The 16,683-nt window shown below is 49.0% G+C and carries 13 protein-coding genes, 1 tRNA gene and 2 rRNA genes; 11 read left to right on the top strand and 5 right to left on the bottom strand.

Annotation, left to right across the window (positions count from 1 at the left end):
- Nucleotides 1-156 precede the first annotated feature (156 nt).
- The 4 genes from AAA946_RS15795 (at nucleotide 157) to AAA946_RS15780 (ending at nucleotide 4,557) form a co-directional block, all read left to right on the top strand.
- Nucleotides 157-3,043 (top strand): 23S ribosomal RNA (locus AAA946_RS15795).
- Between the two features lie 89 nt (nucleotides 3,044-3,132).
- Nucleotides 3,133-3,248 (top strand): 5S ribosomal RNA (gene rrf / locus AAA946_RS15790).
- Nucleotides 3,249-3,318: 70 nt separating this feature from the next.
- Nucleotides 3,319-3,409, top strand: a tRNA-Ser gene (locus tag AAA946_RS15785).
- A 155-nt stretch (nucleotides 3,410-3,564) separates the two neighbouring features.
- Complete coding sequence (locus AAA946_RS15780) at nucleotides 3,565-4,557, top strand: phosphotransferase (protein WP_338165664.1); 993 nt, start codon at nucleotides 3,565-3,567, stop codon at nucleotides 4,555-4,557.
- A gap of 77 nt (nucleotides 4,558-4,634) precedes the next feature.
- Here AAA946_RS15780 and AAA946_RS15775 read toward each other — a convergent pair whose 3' ends face one another.
- From AAA946_RS15775 to hemC, 4 genes are read right to left on the bottom strand one after another with little or no spacing between them, the layout of a single operon-like run.
- Entirely contained in the window at nucleotides 4,635-5,816 is a 1,182-nt protein-coding gene (locus AAA946_RS15775; RefSeq protein WP_338165663.1) for a heme biosynthesis protein HemY, read from the bottom strand.
- The gene (locus AAA946_RS15770) at nucleotides 5,816-6,997 is read right to left on the bottom strand and encodes a uroporphyrinogen-III C-methyltransferase (protein ID WP_338165662.1); all 1,182 of its coding nucleotides are present in this window, start codon (nucleotides 6,995-6,997) and stop codon (nucleotides 5,816-5,818) included. The genes AAA946_RS15775 and AAA946_RS15770 overlap by 1 nt, the downstream gene beginning before the upstream one ends.
- Entirely contained in the window at nucleotides 6,981-7,739 is a 759-nt protein-coding gene (locus tag AAA946_RS15765; protein WP_338165661.1) for a uroporphyrinogen-III synthase, read from the bottom strand. Before AAA946_RS15765 ends, AAA946_RS15770 begins: the two co-directional genes overlap by 17 nt.
- 6 nt (nucleotides 7,740-7,745) lie before the next feature.
- The gene (gene hemC, locus AAA946_RS15760) at nucleotides 7,746-8,684 is read right to left on the bottom strand and encodes a hydroxymethylbilane synthase (protein WP_338165660.1); all 939 of its coding nucleotides are present in this window, start codon (nucleotides 8,682-8,684) and stop codon (nucleotides 7,746-7,748) included.
- 344 nt (nucleotides 8,685-9,028) lie between these two features.
- Here hemC and AAA946_RS15755 point away from each other — a divergent pair, with 344 nt between their 5' ends.
- Nucleotides 9,029-11,563: a class I adenylate cyclase gene (locus tag AAA946_RS15755; RefSeq protein ID WP_338165659.1), complete on the top strand. Its 2,535-nt coding sequence runs from the start codon at nucleotides 9,029-9,031 to the stop codon at nucleotides 11,561-11,563.
- Between the two features lie 14 nt (nucleotides 11,564-11,577).
- Here the strand turns inward: AAA946_RS15755 and cyaY are convergent, their stop codons facing one another.
- Entirely contained in the window at nucleotides 11,578-11,892 is a 315-nt protein-coding gene (cyaY, locus tag AAA946_RS15750) for an iron donor protein CyaY (protein WP_338165658.1), read from the bottom strand.
- A 74-nt stretch (nucleotides 11,893-11,966) separates the two neighbouring features.
- Here cyaY and lptM point away from each other — a divergent pair, with 74 nt between their 5' ends.
- The 6 genes from lptM (at nucleotide 11,967) to yigB (ending at nucleotide 16,670) form a co-directional block, all read left to right on the top strand.
- Nucleotides 11,967-12,086, top strand: coding sequence for an LPS translocon maturation chaperone LptM (gene lptM, locus AAA946_RS24165; protein WP_445206084.1), 120 nt, complete (start codon nucleotides 11,967-11,969; stop codon nucleotides 12,084-12,086).
- Between the two features lie 36 nt (nucleotides 12,087-12,122).
- Nucleotides 12,123-13,376 (top strand): diaminopimelate decarboxylase, encoded by a 1,254-nt coding sequence (gene lysA, locus AAA946_RS15740; RefSeq protein ID WP_338165657.1) that lies wholly within the window; start codon nucleotides 12,123-12,125, stop codon nucleotides 13,374-13,376.
- A 10-nt stretch (nucleotides 13,377-13,386) separates the two neighbouring features.
- Complete coding sequence (gene dapF, locus AAA946_RS15735; RefSeq protein ID WP_338165656.1) at nucleotides 13,387-14,217, top strand: diaminopimelate epimerase; 831 nt, start codon at nucleotides 13,387-13,389, stop codon at nucleotides 14,215-14,217.
- Between the two features lie 83 nt (nucleotides 14,218-14,300).
- Complete coding sequence (locus AAA946_RS15730) at nucleotides 14,301-15,017, top strand: DUF484 family protein (protein WP_338165655.1); 717 nt, start codon at nucleotides 14,301-14,303, stop codon at nucleotides 15,015-15,017.
- Nucleotides 15,010-15,951: a tyrosine recombinase XerC gene (gene xerC, locus AAA946_RS15725; protein WP_445206107.1), complete on the top strand. Its 942-nt coding sequence runs from the start codon at nucleotides 15,010-15,012 to the stop codon at nucleotides 15,949-15,951. Before AAA946_RS15730 ends, xerC begins: the two co-directional genes overlap by 8 nt.
- Entirely contained in the window at nucleotides 15,951-16,670 is a 720-nt protein-coding gene (gene yigB / locus AAA946_RS15720; RefSeq protein ID WP_338165653.1) for a 5-amino-6-(5-phospho-D-ribitylamino)uracil phosphatase YigB, read from the top strand. Before xerC ends, yigB begins: the two co-directional genes overlap by 1 nt.
- Nucleotides 16,671-16,683 lie beyond the last annotated feature (13 nt).

Here is a 16,683-nt window from a genome sequence, read left to right as displayed (position 1 = left end):
TCCTAGATGATTTAATCATTTAGGTACCAACACACATTCAAGTGTTCTTGGGAATCACGAAAGTGATTCATATTTGAGTCCGGCAAAATCGAGTCTGCACATGTATAAAAATGCAGACAACTTTGGTTACGTAACAAAGACCCTTTGGGGTTGTATGGTTAAGTGACTAAGCGTACACGGTGGATGCCTTGGCAGTCAGAGGCGATGAAAGGCGTAATAACTTGCGATAAGCTCAGATTAGGTAGTAATAACCTTTGAGTCTGAGATTCCTGAATGGGGAAACCCAACTGCATAAGCAGTTATCGCTGAGTGAATACATAGCTCAGCGAGGCGAACCGGGGGAACTGAAACATCTAAGTACCCCGAGGAAGAGAAATCAACCGAGATTCCGAAAGTAGCGGCGAGCGAAATTGGATTAGCCCTTAAGCTTTTAATGAGACAGGTGAAGGCTCTGGAAAGTGCCGCGATACAGGGTGATAGCCCCGTAACCGACATCTCATCATCAGTGAAATCGAGTAGGGCGGGACACGTGATATCCTGTCTGAATATGGGGGGACCATCCTCCAAGGCTAAATACTACTGACTGACCGATAGTGAACCAGTACCGTGAGGGAAAGGCGAAAAGAACCCCTGTGAGGGGAGTGAAATAGAACCTGAAACCGTGTACGTACAAGCAGTAGGAGCACCTTCGTGGTGTGACTGCGTACCTTTTGTATAATGGGTCAGCGACTTATATTCAGTGGCAAGGTTAACCGTTTAGGGGAGCCGTAGGGAAACCGAGTCTTAACTGGGCGTTCAGTCTCTGGATATAGACCCGAAACCAGGTGATCTAGCCATGGGCAGGTTGAAGGTTGAGTAACATCAACTGGAGGACCGAACCGACTAATGTTGAAAAATTAGCGGATGACTTGTGGCTAGGGGTGAAAGGCCAATCAAACCTGGAGATAGCTGGTTCTCCCCGAAATCTATTTAGGTAGAGCCTCGGACGAATACTACTGGGGGTAGAGCACTGTTAAGGCTAGGGGGTCATCCCGACTTACCAACCCTTTGCAAACTCCGAATACCAGTAAGTACTATCCGGGAGACACACGGCGGGTGCTAACGTCCGTCGTGGAGAGGGAAACAACCCAGACCGCCAGCTAAGGTCCCAAAGTATAGCTAAGTGGGAAACGATGTGGGAAGGCTTAGACAGCTAGGATGTTGGCTTAGAAGCAGCCATCATTTAAAGAAAGCGTAATAGCTCACTAGTCGAGTCGGCCTGCGCGGAAGATGTAACGGGGCTAAGCTATACACCGAAGCTGCGGCAATGCATTTATGTATTGGGTAGGGGAGCGTTCTGTAAGCCGTTGAAGGTGGACTGTAAGGTTTGCTGGAGGTATCAGAAGTGCGAATGCTGACATGAGTAACGATAAAGGGGGTGAAAAACCTCCTCGCCGGAAGACCAAGGGTTCCTGTCCAACGTTAATCGGGGCAGGGTGAGTCGACCCCTAAGGCGAGGCCGAAAGGCGTAGTCGATGGGAAACGGGTTAATATTCCCGTACTTCTTACAATTGCGATGGGGGGACGGAGAAGGCTAGGTGGGCCTGGCGACGGTTGTCCAGGTTCAAGTGCGTAGGCTTAAGAGTTAGGTAAATCCGGCTCTTTTTAAGGCTGAGACACGATGTCGAGCTACTACGGTAGTGAAGTCATTGATGCCATGCTTCCAGGAAAAGCCTCTAAGCTTCAGATTGTAAGGAATCGTACCCCAAACCGACACAGGTGGTCGGGTAGAGAATACCAAGGCGCTTGAGAGAACTCGGGTGAAGGAACTAGGCAAAATGGTACCGTAACTTCGGGAGAAGGTACGCTCCTCGCGGTGAAGTCCCTTGCGGATGGAGCTATGGGGAGTCGCAGATACCAGGTGGCTGCAACTGTTTATTAAAAACACAGCACTGTGCAAAATCGTAAGATGACGTATACGGTGTGACGCCTGCCCGGTGCCGGAAGGTTAATTGATGGGGTTAGACTTAGGTCGAAGCTCTTGATCGAAGCCCCGGTAAACGGCGGCCGTAACTATAACGGTCCTAAGGTAGCGAAATTCCTTGTCGGGTAAGTTCCGACCTGCACGAATGGCGTAATGATGGCCACGCTGTCTCCACCCGAGACTCAGTGAAATTGAAATCGCTGTGAAGATGCAGTGTACCCGCGGCTAGACGGAAAGACCCCGTGAACCTTTACTACAGCTTGGCACTGAACATTGACCCTACATGTGTAGGATAGGTGGGAGGCTTTGAAACTAGTACGCCAGTATTAGTGGAGCCGTCCTTGAAATACCACCCTTGTAGTGTTGATGTTCTAACTTGGTCCCCTAATCGGGGATGAGGACAGTGCCTGGTGGGTAGTTTGACTGGGGCGGTCTCCTCCCAAAGAGTAACGGAGGAGCACGAAGGTGGGCTAATCACGGTTGGACATCGTGAGGTTAGTGCAATGGCATAAGCCCGCTTGACTGCGAGAATGACAATTCGAGCAGGTGCGAAAGCAGGTCATAGTGATCCGGTGGTTCTGAATGGAAGGGCCATCGCTCAACGGATAAAAGGTACTCCGGGGATAACAGGCTGATACCGCCCAAGAGTTCATATCGACGGCGGTGTTTGGCACCTCGATGTCGGCTCATCACATCCTGGGGCTGAAGTCGGTCCCAAGGGTATGGCTGTTCGCCATTTAAAGTGGTACGCGAGCTGGGTTTAGAACGTCGTGAGACAGTTCGGTCCCTATCTGCCGTGGGCGTTGGAAGATTGAAGGGGGCTGCTCCTAGTACGAGAGGACCGGAGTGGACGAACCTCTGGTGTTCGGGTTGTGTCGCCAGACGCATTGCCCGGTAGCTAAGTTCGGAATCGATAACCGCTGAAAGCATCTAAGCGGGAAGCGAGCCCTGAGATGAGTCTTCCCTGGCGCTTTAAGCGTCCTAAAGGGTTGTTCGAGACTAGAACGTTGATAGGCAGGGTGTGTAAGCGTTGTGAGGCGTTGAGCTAACCTGTACTAATTGCCCGTGAGGCTTAACCATACAACACCCAAAGGGTTTTGATGGACTCAAAGCAAGAACTTTGAATGTGTATTTAGACTTTTAAATCAGTTTTCCGAATTAAGAATTTGCTTGGCGACCATAGCGTTGTGGACCCACCTGATTCCATGCCGAACTCAGAAGTGAAACGCAATAGCGCCGATGGTAGTGTGGGGCTTCCCCATGTGAGAGTAGGACATCGCCAGGCTTTAAATACTGTTACTTGCAATAGTAAGTAACCACATCATCAGTGTACTAATCTGTTGATGACAATTTGTGGAGAGATGGCTGAGTGGTCGAAAGCACCGGTCTTGAAAACCGGCAACCGTTAATAGCGGTTCTAGGGTTCAAATCCCTATCTCTCCGCCACATTGAAAAGCCCGCTGAGAAATCAGCGGGCTTTTTTCATATCTGAATGTCTGTAAAGCGCTGCCTTAGCCATTGTCGATCTCTGTTGTCCTTCCGTTTGCTGCCATTGTCTGTCAAAGTAAACATTACTCTTAACCTTTAAAGGGAAGTAAACCTTGAGTTCTTGTCCTTATGAGCCGGCAGAGTCCCTGAAAACACTGCTTGGTGACCAACATCATGTGGTTTCGAAAGATCCAATACAGAGTCTCTGGAGCGGTTATGGCGAACTGTTTCGCGTTCATACCGACAATCCGGCGTTGCCTAGCCTGATCGTTAAGGCCATCAACTTACCTAAGGTTGCACCTAAGCATCATCCGAAAGGATGGAATACCGAGCTTTCAAACCAAAGAAAGCTCAAGTCTTATCAAGTCGAGTTTCATTGGTACCAGCACTATGTTGTTCAAATGCCTATTGGCTGGGCACCACGCTGTTTGGCCGCGGAAAATCATGGCTCGCACTATGAGTTGCTTCTGGAAGATCTCAAGCTTGTTGAGTGCGCTAGAGTAGTAAAAACGCCAACAAACATAGAAATAGAAACAGCACTTCGCTGGTTAGCGCAGTTTCATGCTTTTTGGTTGGGTACCGAGCCTACCGGACTTTGGCAGCAAGGTACCTATTGGCACTTGGCTACTCGCCCCGATGAGTGGCGAGCGATGACGCCGAGTCGTTACAAAGCGGCTGCTGAGCGCATAGATGACATACTCAATGATTGCCGTTACCAAACCCTAGTGCATGGTGATGCGAAATTGGCTAACTTCTGTTTCAACGAAGCTGGTACGCAAGTCAGTGCGGTTGACTTTCAGTATGTCGGTGGTGGTGTGGGTGTAAAAGATATCGCGTTATTTCTTTGCACTGTGCTCGATTTTGATGATCCGCTGTTATCGATCGACACATATGTTGAAACCTACTTTGGACAGCTAGAAGTGGCGTTGGCTACCTATCAGCCTAATGTGGATGCAAGTGATGTGTGTCATGAGTGGCGAAAGCTACTCGGACTGGCGTGGGCTGACTATCAGCGTTTCCTGCTTGGCTGGAGCCCCGTTCATGAGCGAGTGAATGCCTTTACTAATCAGCTGACTTTAGACGCTCTCGACGACTTTCAGTTGTAAAAAGTCAGCTGTCAAAAGCCGGTTGTAAAAAAAGCTCCCGAGGGAGCTTTTTATCATTGATAGCGATTGAGATAGAACTATTTGCTGTCAATCAAAGTCAACGCTTTGCGAGACACTTCACCGGCTGCTTTAGTGAGGTCTTGCTTCTCAAGCGTATCAGCAAGGTAAGCATAATCCGAAACGTCTGGGCGCACCGACAGCGCTCGCTCAAAGTGGCGCTGTGCCTCAGGCCATTTTTCTTCGCGGAAGTAGAACTGAGCTAAAGCGCTTTGAGCTTTGGCATTGTCAGGCTGCTTCTTCACAACATCTTCCAGCATCACAACCACTGGGTGAGCATCCGCTAAGTTCAGCTCTGGTAGCAAGCTATAAAGGTCATCGTGACCTTGCTTTTTCAGTGTCTCTTTAATCACGGTAAAGGCTTCAGCGTCTGCCTTGCGAGCGATAAGCTGCTTGGTAAAGCAACCCACGAGGTGTGTGCTTTGACGTGTTTTACGTGGCAGCTTGTTCCAATGACCGATAAGGCCCTCGCTGCCTTGTTGGCTAGCGATGTCTTCAAGCAGACCGCATTGGGCACGCTCTTCAAGTTCAACTAGCTCTTCAGCATCGATAAGCTTGGCTTTGTTAAGCTTTGGCAGTAGGTCAATAAGGGCTTGCCACTTGCCAAGTTCACGATAGGTGGTTTTTAGCAGGCTAAGTACAATCGTATTGCTTGGATACTCGGCTTTTAGTGTCTCAAGTGTAGAGGCAGCAAGTTCCCACTCTTCTTCACGTACCGCTTGCTTCGCACGAGTAAGCTGTACAGCAAGGCTTGAGTTCTCTTGCTGAGAAGCCAGCTCAAGATAGTGATCGCGTTTTGCTTTGTCGCCTTGACCTAGCGCGGCTTCAGAGGCCACCAGGTAGCACAGTAGCGGCATATCGTGATAGTTGGCCCAACGTGTCACTTTTTTCTCGGCAAGCTTCCAGTCGCCTTCTAAGAGCTTAACAATCCCTTCGTTAGTGTAACGGCGTGAACGGCGCATTTTACGAACACTGAAGTAGTTGAACGTGGTTACACTGGTGTAGAGGATTTTTTTGATGATGTACTCAAGCAGAAACAGTGCTGCGAGTGCTGCGATCACGAACACCACCAGTGTTGTCACGCTCATCTCGATGGTCTTATTGGCAATCGAAATCAACACATAACCTTGTTGACCCGAAAACTGGGTACCCACAAAGAGGCCAGCACCGAGTACGACGAAGAGAAAGATTAATCGAATCATTATTTCTCCTCCGTGATGATGGTGGTCACTTCACGGCGCAGGCGCTCACTGATGACATCGGACAGGTTTGCCTGTGTTTCGAGTTTAACTGGGTAATTCACTTGGATATTTTGCTGACTTAGCTTACCAAGCGCTGCATTAAATTCTTTAACGCTGTTGTTATCCATATCGAAGAAGGATTCAGACCACTGTTCTGCAGTGTCCAATGACATCTTGTAGATCTCACCTTGCTCTTTGTACACAGCACGAATCGCGGTCTCAATCTTGGATTTGATGTTCTCGCGCAGGTAGAAATGCTGATCTGGCGATAACAATGGAATGACGTTGCCATCACGGCTGCGGAAGGTGATGAAGTTGTCTGAGAAGTCTTTCAAAGACGTCATCAAGTTATCTTGCCAGTCGTAAATGTCCTGTGATACCTGACGTTTTTCAACGGCTGGTGCATCAGGGAGAATGGCGTTGGCAAGTGGCAGCTGGTCGACTTCACGCTGCAGTGAGGTAAGACGCAGTACCAAGCCATCACGGTCAATCAGAGGAACGGTACGAAGCTTAGTGATATCGTTCGCCATTGATTGGCGCAGAGAAACCAAACTTGGATCGTTAAGTGCCGCGATGCGTTGGTCGGCGCTTTCCATTAAGCGTGTCGCACTGACGACATCGTGCTCGAGGAACAGTTTGCGGCCAGCCAGTTTCACAAGATAGTCCGCTTCTGCTAACAGCCAGTCATTAGGGCGGCGACCTTTCACGTCGGCGACCGCAAGCTGCAGGCTCTCAATGCTCTTTTTCTGTTGACCAAGCACGACTTCGGCTTTGTGGGTCATGGTTTTTGCTTGTTTTAGCGTATCCGCTTGAACTTGCTGCATCTCAGAACTTAGGGAGCTTTGTGATGCCTTGATTTGGGCTTCGAGTCTTGCAATACGTGCTTCGTAGTCACCCGCTTGCTTTTGCATCATAAACGTCATTCCACCGCCCAGAAGAAGGGCTAGAATGATGGCCGCTGTACCGAGCTTAACACCACGCTTGCCCTGCTTTTCTTCAAATTCAGGCGCTTTTGATTGCGGGCTTTGGGCTTGTGCGTTTTCAGTTTCAGACTCGTTGGATTCTTGGGTTTTCTCTGGGGCTAGAGTTACGTCTTGTTTGTCTTCAGACTGGATTTGCTCGTCTTTATTTTTGTTCGTCATTGTTAAGTCCTGTTTTTAGACGCTGGAGAGCAGCAAATAGAGTAGGGTTCGATGCACCTTGGCTGTTAGTAACGTTATTAAATCCTTGTGCTATCGCTTGCTTGGCTATTCGTTCACTCGGAACCAACAGCCGTTGTTGCTTCAACCATGTGTGTTGTGCTTCTGGCATTACAGACACTAAATGAGCCAGTTGTTCGGCACTTGTGACCACCATGGTATCAATCTTGGCTTGTTGCCACTGATGTATCGCGGCAGGTTCGACGGGGCGATATTGGCGCTGATACAGTTGCAAATAATGCACATGAGCACCTCGTTTCGTCAACTCGTCGAAGATAAGCTCACGTCCGCCATTGCCACGGAGGATGACAATACGCTTGCCTACAACATCCTCTAGCTCAGGTAGGGCAAGGAGGTGTTCACTGTCGCTGACCGAGGGATAGTGTACGTTTTGTTGTACCAGTTTGCTCAATTCATGTGCGGTTTTTTGACCAACCCCAAGATAAATAGCGTGATTAGGCGTGCCATCTGGATGAGTTGAGAAATGCAGGGAAAGACCGTATACGGCATATTGGCTTACAGCAATGACAATGTCTGCTTGGCGAAGTTGAGTCAGATGGGATGAATCGAGAGCGGAAAACTGAATATCAATCAGTGGATAGTGGAGGGCATAGCCCCCCACATTTTCAATCAGAGTGCAGAGTTCGGTACCTTGGGATTCAGGCCGTGTTACCAGTACTCTCATCAGGCATTACTCGTGATCTTGATACAGTTTCTCAAGGATTTCCTTGGCGCCATCGTCGAGCAACTGATTCGCGAGCTGCACGCCAAGCGCTTCGGCATCTTTGCGGCTGCCTTGGATTTCACCGCGCACGATTTTGCTACCATCGGGCTCACCCACCAGTGCACGCAACCAGATGTTGTCGCCATCGATCAATGAATAGCTACCAATTGGAACCTGGCATCCGCCTTCGAGCGTTAAGTTCATGGCGCGCTCGCAGCGAACGCGATCGGCGGTCTCTGCGTGATTGAGTGGTGCGAGTAACTTGATCAGACGCTCGTCATCAAGGCGGCATTCAATACCGACTGCGCCTTGGCCAACTGCAGGTAGCGATTCTTCTGGTTCGATAAAGCTGCGAATGCGTGATTCAAGCTCGAGGCGTTTAAGGCCTGCCGCCGCAAGAATGATCGCATCGTAGTCGCCGTTGTCGAGTTTACCCAGACGCGTACCTACGTTGCCACGCAATTCTTTGATGATAAGGTCAGGGCGCTGCTCTTTTAGCTGACACTGTCTGCGTAGGCTACAGGTGCCCACAACAGCACCTTGTGGCAGTTCACTAATACTACCGTAGGTGTTGGAAACGAAGGCATCACGTGGGTCTTCACGCTCACAGATAGTGACAAGTCCCAACCCTTCAGGGAAATCTACAGGCACGTCCTTCATTGAATGCACAGCGAGATCGGCGCGGCCTTCCAGCATAGCGACCTCTAGCTCTTTGACGAATAAGCCTTTACCGCCCACTTTTGCTAAAGGCGTGTCTAAAATGATATCGCCCTTGGTGACCATGGTTACCAGCTCAACCTCCAGTCCAGGGTGTGCAGCAATGAGTGCGTCCTTGACATAGTGTGCTTGCCATAGCGCAAGAGGGCTTTTACGGGTGGCAATTCGAATAGGCTGAGTCTGGGTCATAGTGTTCTCGTAAGCATCTGGATGGTTGTAATAGCGTAATCGTACCATTGACTCTATGAAATGCTTAGTGATTTCCCAATACCCAAACTGAGGGATAACTTTACGGATCACAATTATTGTTAATATTGTGAGGTTAATCGCATTTGTTGTGGCTACTGCTGTTAGAATTATCCGCTATTATTTGGAAGGCTAAACCAAACCCCACCTTGATGGGAATTGAGTTGTCGTAGTGCCGAGTATCACTTTACCGCTTATAATAAAAATGATACATTGATCACGTTTTGAACGCTTGTTTGTTTAAAACCTATGCAAAATAGCAGTCAGATTGAACCTAGGAATCACCCTTGCAGGCATACACTCAAACCCTTATACAAAGGTTAGATACCCTAAACCAGCAGCGTATTGAGCGCGCGCTGGCACTTATGGATCTGCAAGGTCAACGAGTATTCCAGCTGATCCCAGCACTGTTTCATTTCAATCATCCTATCATCCCTGGTTTCTACGAAGCAGACAGCCCAAGCGGTTTGTTCGGCTTTGAAGCCAATGAGCTTCAGCAACAATTTCTCGATGACATCGCGCTGGCACTCGGTCAGCCACTACCACAACCGAGTCAAACTGAGATCCTTGGTTTGTACACCATGGGTAGTACCTCGTCTATTGGTCAAAGTACATCGAGCGATTTGGATATCTGGGTTTGTATTTCTCCACAGATGTCGACTAAGTCGCGAGAGATGCTCAGCAATAAATGTTTGTTGATAACCGACTGGGCAAAAGGCCTTGGGGTTGAAGCCAACTTCTTTTTGATGGATGAGGACCGTTTTCGCAGCAACATCTCTGAGGAGATGACTGGTGATAACTGTGGTTCGTCACAACACCTACTGTTGCTGGATGAGTTTTATCGCTCAGCGGTACGCCTGGGTGGTCAACGTCTGTTGTGGCAAATTGTGCCGCCAGAGATGGAAGAGTGCTACGAAGATTACGTCGCAAAAATGTGCGATGAAGGCCACATCAATTGTGACGAGTGGATCGACTTTGGTCGTCTGAATCGCATTCCGGCAGAAGAGTACTTTGGCTCGAGCCTGTGGCAACTCTATAAGAGTATCGACTCTCCTTATAAGTCGGTACTTAAAGCTATTTTGCTTGAGGCGTATTCTTGGGAATACCCACACACCCAATTACTAAGCATTGATACCAAACGTCGCTTCTTTGCCCACGAGCCTGATCTCTATGGGATGGATGCCTATTATCTGATGCTTGAGAAAGTAACGCGCTATCTTGAGCGTATTGGCGATGAGACCCGCTTGGATTTGGTACGTCGCTGTTTCTACCTCAAAACGCACGAGAAGCTATCTCGCGAACCTGGTGTGGGTTCGATGCCTTGGCGCCGCGAAGCGCTGACGCAAATGACCACCAATTGGAATTGGTCGCTAGAGGTGCTAAAAGAGCTCGATAACCGCCGTAACTGGAAGGTTGAGCAGGTGATGCAAGTGCATAACTCTCTGCTTGATGCATTGATGCTCAGCTATCGTAACCTGATCCAGTTTGCGAGACGCAACGACATTACCTCGGCAATCAGCCCGCAAGACATTAGCATTCTTGCTCGTAAGCTGTATGCGGCGTTTGAGGTGCTGCCTGGCAAAGTTACTCTACTCAATCCGCAAATCTCACCTGATTTGCATGAGCCTGATCTAACGTTTATCGAGGTTCAGGAAGGTAAGAGCTACCAGTCGGGTTGGTATTTGTATAAGCAGCCGCTGATCCCGCATCGAATCTTAGGCCAAGCGCCACTCGAGCATAACGAGTACTTAAGTAAGCTTGTTGCTTGGGCGTTCTTTAATGGCCTTATCACCGAATCGACACGTCTGAACTCGGTAGTGCGTGATGCGCACATTGATATCGATAAGTTCTATCAGATGGTGAGCGATCTGCGTAATACCTTCTCACTGCGCAAGCGCCGCCCGAGTATGCAAGCTTTGGGTAGTCCGTGTGAGATCAGCCAACTCGCTATGTTCATCAACTTCGAGAACGATCCGACGCAGGAACTCTCTGCGAAGGCGTCTAAAGTGGATCTGAAGAATGTTGATATCTTAAGCTTTGGCAGCGAAGGCAAAAGCCTGATTGGATCTGTTGACTTGGTGTACCGCAACTCTTGGCACGAAGTCCGCACGCTTCACTTTGAAGGTGAGACTGCGATGCTGGACGCGCTGAAAACCGTGCTTGGTAAAATGCACCAAGACGCGTTCCCACCGGAGTCGGTGGACGTGTTCTGTTACAGCAAGAACTTGCGTGGCGTATTAAGAAACACTGTCTACCAATTGCTGGCAGAGTGTATTGAGCTGCGCTTGAAACCAATTGACCAGGAAAAGCGTCGCCGCTTCAAAGCACTGAAAGTTGCCAATCAGATGTACGGCTTGTTCTTTGAGCGTCGTGGGGTTTCGGTGCAGAAACTGGAGAACTCGGTGGATTTCTACCGCAGTATTTCGACCAACAAACTGCAAGGCTCACCACTACTCATGCTTGATAAAGAAGTGGAGTATCAGCTACCTCAAGTGGTGGATGGGTTTGCCAGTGAAGGTTTGATTCAATTCTTCTTTGAAGATACTGACAATGGTTTCAACATTTATGTGTTGGATGAATCGAATCAGGTTGAGGTTTACCACCAGATGCGCGGCAGTAAAGATGAGATGATTGCCAGCGTAAACAGCTTCTATACGTCAAACGTCAACAACGACAGTGAGGTGTCATCGAAGCTGATTAACTTCAACTTGCCGCAGTACTACCAGCTGGTGCATGCGGAAGAAGGAGAGCCTTACATCATTCCTTACCGTAACGACGGTGGCTCTTCCAACTCTCGTAATTCAAAAGCTGTCAATGCTTGATGCATCGATTGGGCTTATACCCAGTCGATGTCTTCACCCGTGTGTTTCTCACACTCTTCTTTGACCATAGCCATTAGCTCAAGACCAGTCTTTGAGCATGTCCATTTACCTTCAATGAGCTTGAAGTGAAAACCACCGGACTTCGACGCTAGCCAGATCTCATGCATTGGCTCTTGGCGGTTGATGATGATTTGACTGCGGTCTTCAAATTCCAGTGTCATGACGTTACCCGTCACTTCATAATCGATATCGGCACCCGATTCGTCGATCGCTTCTTCGATGTTTTGCAGTTGAGCATCGACCAGTTGGTGAAATTCCGTGTCGTTCATTTTGTAATCCTATTGCTTTTCTAATTCGTGGTGCGATTATAGGGGGCATTGATTCAATAATCACGATATGCAAAATGAAAAAGACGATTACAGCAATGTTTATGCTTGTAATAGTAGGACTTGCAGGGTGCGGCCAAACGGGCGAGTTGTATATGCCTGCCGAGGAAGCTCCAGCAAACGAGCAAGCGCAATAACGATAGCCATCGACACAGTGTAAAGGGATACAGGATTTGGATTATTTCAACTATCAGGACGATGGCCAGCTTTGGGCCGAGAATACGTCACTTACCGAACTTGCCGAGCAATACGGCACACCACTTTATGTATATTCCCGTGCGACGCTAGAGCGTCACTGGAATGCGTTTGATAAATCTGTCGGCGATCATCCACACTTAGTGTGTTATGCGGTGAAAGCAAACTCGAACATTGGCGTTCTTAATGCGCTGGCACGTTTGGGCTCGGGCTTTGATATTGTTTCTGGCGGTGAATTAGAGCGCGTAGTAGCAGCAGGTGGCGACCCAAGTAAAGTGGTGTTCTCTGGTGTCGGTAAAACCGCGCAAGAGATGCGTCGTGCGCTTGAGTTGGGCATTAAGTGCTTTAATGTTGAATCTGAACCTGAGCTTGAGCGCCTTAATCAGGTGGCCGGTGAAATGGGTGTCGTCGCACCGATTTCATTGCGTATTAACCCAGATGTGGACGCGAATACTCACCCATACATTTCAACCGGCCTGCGTGATAACAAGTTTGGTATTGCATTTGATCGTGCGCCAGCCGTTTACAAATTTGCCAGCAGCTTACCTAACCTAGCGGTTCATGGCATCGACTGTCATATCGGCTCTCAGCTAACGGATATCGAACCATTCATTGATGCGACCGATCGTCTGTTGGCGCTTATCGACCAACTTCGTGCTGATGGTGTGGACATTCGCCACTTAGATGTCGGCGGAGGTCTTGGCGTAGTGTATCGTGATGAATTGCCACCACAGCCATCGGACTATGCGAAAGCTCTATTGGCTCGTTTGGAAAACCACCCTGAACTTGAGCTGATTTTTGAGCCGGGTCGTGCGATCGCTGCTAATGCAGGCGTGCTACTGACGAAAGTTGAGTTTTTAAAACACACCGAGCACAAAAACTTCGCGATCATCGATGCGGCAATGAATGATTTAATGCGCCCTGCGCTTTATCAAGCTTGGCAAGACATCATTCCCGTGTCGCCTCGTGAAGGCGAAGCGACCACCTATGACCTTGTCGGACCTATCTGTGAAACCGGCGACTTTATCGGTAAAGATCGCGCCTTGGTATTAGAGCCAAACGATCTATTGGCGGTACGTTCAGCAGGGGCATACGGTTTTGTTATGTCGTCCAACTACAACACGCGTCCACGTGTTGCAGAAGTAATGGTTGATGGCAACACCGCACACCTTGTGCGTAAGCGTGAGACCCTTGAAAGCCTTTGGGAACTAGAAAGCATTTTGCCGGAGTAACAGAACCACTATGCACTTCCACTTTTCTAAAATGCACGGTCTGGGTAACGACTTTATGGTTGTTGACTGTATAACCCAGAACGTTTTCTTTTCGCCTGAGCTTATCCGTCGTTTGGCGGATAGGCATACCGGCGTTGGTTTTGACCAATTGTTGATTGTTGAAGCCCCTTATGATCCGGAAACTGACTTCCATTACCGCATTTTCAATGCCGATGGCAGTGAAGTGGAACAATGTGGTAACGGCGCACGCTGTTTTGCCCGCTTCGTACAGATGAAAGGGCTCACCAATAAGTACAGCATCAGCGTCAGTACTAAGAAAGGTAAAATGGTTCTGAAGTTGGAAGAGAACGATTTAGTGACGGTCAATATGGGCCAACCTGAATTCGAACCTAACAAGATCCCATTCAAAGCCAAGCAGAAAGAAAAGACGTATATTCTGCGTGCCGGTGACCATACCTTATTCTGCGGCGCTGTCAGCATGGGCAACCCACATGTCGTGACCGTCGTGGACAACACGGAAACAGCCGATGTCGATACTTTAGGCCCATTGCTGGAGTCGCATGAGCGTTTCCCTGAGCGTGTTAATGCGGGCTTTATGCAAGTGCTCAGCCGCGGGGAAGTGAACTTGCGTGTTTATGAGCGTGGAGCTGGTGAGACGCAAGCATGTGGAAGTGGCGCTTGTGGCGCTGTGGCGGTTGGTATTGTACAAGGCTTGCTGGATGAGACGGTGAAAGTGCACCTGCCGGGCGGTGATTTGAAGATCAGCTGGAAAGGGCCAGGCCATCCGTTGTATATGACGGGCGCGGCGGCTCACGTTTTCGATGGGCAGATTTCTTGTTAGCCAAGAAGGCATTATACTAATGGCGGGCCAATGTGAGGCCCGCCATTTTTTTATCTATTTGACAGGGATTAAAGGGAATCATTTTGTCTGAGTTTGAAGCGAACCACCTGACAGCAGAAGTGGTAGCAGAGTATCTTTCTGATCATCCAGATTTTTTTAAGGGTAGAGAATCATTAGTAGAATCCCTTTCCCTCCCACACCAGCAGCAAGGTGCGGTGTCGTTGGTGGGCATTCAACTGCAAAGACAACGAGAGCGTATTGAAGCGCTCGAAGAAGAAATCACCGCATTGATGTCCCTTGCCGCACGCAATGATAAAACCTTCTATGAGTTCATGTCGCTGCAAGAAAACCTATTGAAATGCCATGATCTACAAAGTGTTGTTACGGCGATCAAGCAAACAGCGACTGGCTTGAACCTGCGCGGTTATCTCAAGCTTATCGACAGTGATGACAATGCTGACCCATTGTCGATGGAAAGCTGGAAGCGCTTTACCACCAATCATTTGAATGGCAAAGATGCCTATCTTGGACGTCTGCGTCAGGCGGACCGTACTATGCTATTTACAGAGCAGCAGATCGCCGATGGCCAGGTGCCTGAACTTGGCTCATACGTCGTGTTGCCGTTGAAGCGTAAGTTTGCGCAGGGGTTATTGATCTTCTCAAGTGACGATGGTGGTCACTTTCAACCGGACATGGATACCCTATTTTTGCGCCACCTAGCGCTGGTGGTTTCCTATCTTTGTGAGCACCTCGATTGGCAGGTGCAAGAGGAAGACAATGTCAGACCAAGCCATGCCTAAAGTAAACTTACCAGGTGGCCTACAAAAGCCGCTTGATAAGTTTTACGAATACCTACGCAGTGAAAAAGGGCTCAGTCTTCATACTCAGCGCAATTATCGTCAGCAACTCGAAACCATGGGTCAACACTTGAATGAGATGGGCGTGAAAGCTTGGACTCAGGTTGATGCCGGGTGGGTGAGACAGCTGGCGGGCAAAGGTATGCGAGAGGGGATGAAGGCGAGCAGCATTGCGACACGGTTATCGTCACTGCGTAGCTTTTTTGATTTCCTCATTTTGCGTGGTGAGCTGACGGCGAATCCGGCAAAAGGGGTCAGTGCGCCGCGTAAGCAGCGACCACTGCCTAAGAATCTTGATGTTGATGAAGTTTCGCAGCTTCTCGAAGTGGATGAAACCGATCCGCTGGCCATTCGTGATCGTGCCATGATGGAAATGATGTATGGTGCAGGATTGCGTTTAGCGGAGATGGTCGGCATCGATGTGAAACACCTTAACCTGTCGAGCGGTGAAATCCGTGTTATTGGTAAAGGTAACAAAGAGCGAAAAGTCCCATTTTCTGGCTATGCGACAGAGTGGGCGACAAAATGGCTCAAAGTACGCGGTGAGTTGGCAAAACCGGGTGAACCGGCACTATTCGTGTCGAAACTTGGTACGCGTATTTCTCATCGAAGCGTGCAAAAGCGCATGGCAGAGTGGGGACAGAAACAGTCGTTGGCGAGTCATGTGAGCCCACATAAACTTCGCCACTCGTTTGCCACGCATATGTTAGAGTCGAGCAACAACCTGCGTGCGGTTCAAGAGCTACTTGGTCATGAGAACATCTCGACGACGCAAATCTATACCCACCTCGATTTTCAACATCTTGCCCAAGCGTATGATCAAGCTCACCCCCGAGCACATAAGAAAGGTAAGCCTAAGCAACAAGAGGATTCCTAATGCGCTTTTATCGCAGCCTAGACACTATCAAGGCGATGACCTTTGATCTCGACGATACGCTCTATGACAACTGGCCGATTATTCGCAAGGTCGAACAAAAGGCCGCACTGTGGCTACAGCAAGCCCATCCCATCAGTCAGCAGTGGGACCGCGCTCAGTGGCAAGCGTTTAAGTTTAAGTTATTAGAGCAAAGCCCAATGTTGAAACATGATGTCACCGAGTGGCGTTTTCAGCAGATCAAGCAGGGTCTAGAGCATTTGGGTTACGATGATCCTAAAGCTACCGAGGCGGCACAAACGCTCATTAATCATGTTTTACACTGGCGCAGTGACTTCGATGTTCCACATGAAACACATCAGGTTCTCACCCAGTTGTGTCATCGGATACCGCTGGTTGCGATCACCAATGGTAATGTCGATGTCGATAAAATCGGTTTGGGTGGTTATTTCTCCCTTGTGCTCAAGGCGGGTCCAGACGGTAGAGCAAAACCTTATGCGGATATGTTTGATAAAGCCGCTGAGTTTCTAGCCTTGCCGCGTCAGCAAATACTGCATGTTGGCGATCACGTTGTGACCGATGTGGCGGGTGCCAAGCGAAACGGTTTTAGTGCCTGCTGGTTTAACGACCAAGGTATGACACCTCGTGATGCCCAGCGAATGAAACAACTGCCAGATATTGAAATCAGTCACATCCAGCAGCTGCTTGAGTTAACGCCTTGAGCAAGCATTGGAT

The sequence above is a fragment of the Vibrio sp. 10N genome, from assembly GCF_036245475.1.
In the GTDB taxonomy this organism is placed as follows: Bacteria; Pseudomonadota; Gammaproteobacteria; order Enterobacterales; family Vibrionaceae; genus Vibrio.
The sequence above is the reverse complement of the archived record's forward strand: the minus strand, read 5'-3'. Positions and strand labels throughout refer to the sequence as shown.

Coding starts and splice junctions, on each gene's coding strand:
- AAA946_RS15775 (WP_338165663.1), bottom strand. CDS start 5,816: ATGATTCGATTAATCTTTCTCTTCGTCGTACTCGGTGCTGGCCTCTTT.
- AAA946_RS15770 (WP_338165662.1), bottom strand. CDS start 6,997: ATGACGAACAAAAATAAAGACGAGCAAATCCAGTCTGAAGACAAACAA.
- AAA946_RS15765 (WP_338165661.1), bottom strand. CDS start 7,739: ATGAGAGTACTGGTAACACGGCCTGAATCCCAAGGTACCGAACTCTGC.
- hemC (WP_338165660.1), bottom strand. CDS start 8,684: ATGACCCAGACTCAGCCTATTCGAATTGCCACCCGTAAAAGCCCTCTT.
- cyaY (WP_338165658.1), bottom strand. CDS start 11,892: ATGAACGACACGGAATTTCACCAACTGGTCGATGCTCAACTGCAAAAC.
- lptM (WP_445206084.1), top strand. CDS start 11,967: ATGAAAAAGACGATTACAGCAATGTTTATGCTTGTAATAGTAGGACTT.
- dapF (WP_338165656.1), top strand. CDS start 13,387: ATGCACTTCCACTTTTCTAAAATGCACGGTCTGGGTAACGACTTTATG.
- xerC (WP_445206107.1), top strand. CDS start 15,010: ATGCCTAAAGTAAACTTACCAGGTGGCCTACAAAAGCCGCTTGATAAG.
- yigB (WP_338165653.1), top strand. CDS start 15,951: ATGCGCTTTTATCGCAGCCTAGACACTATCAAGGCGATGACCTTTGAT.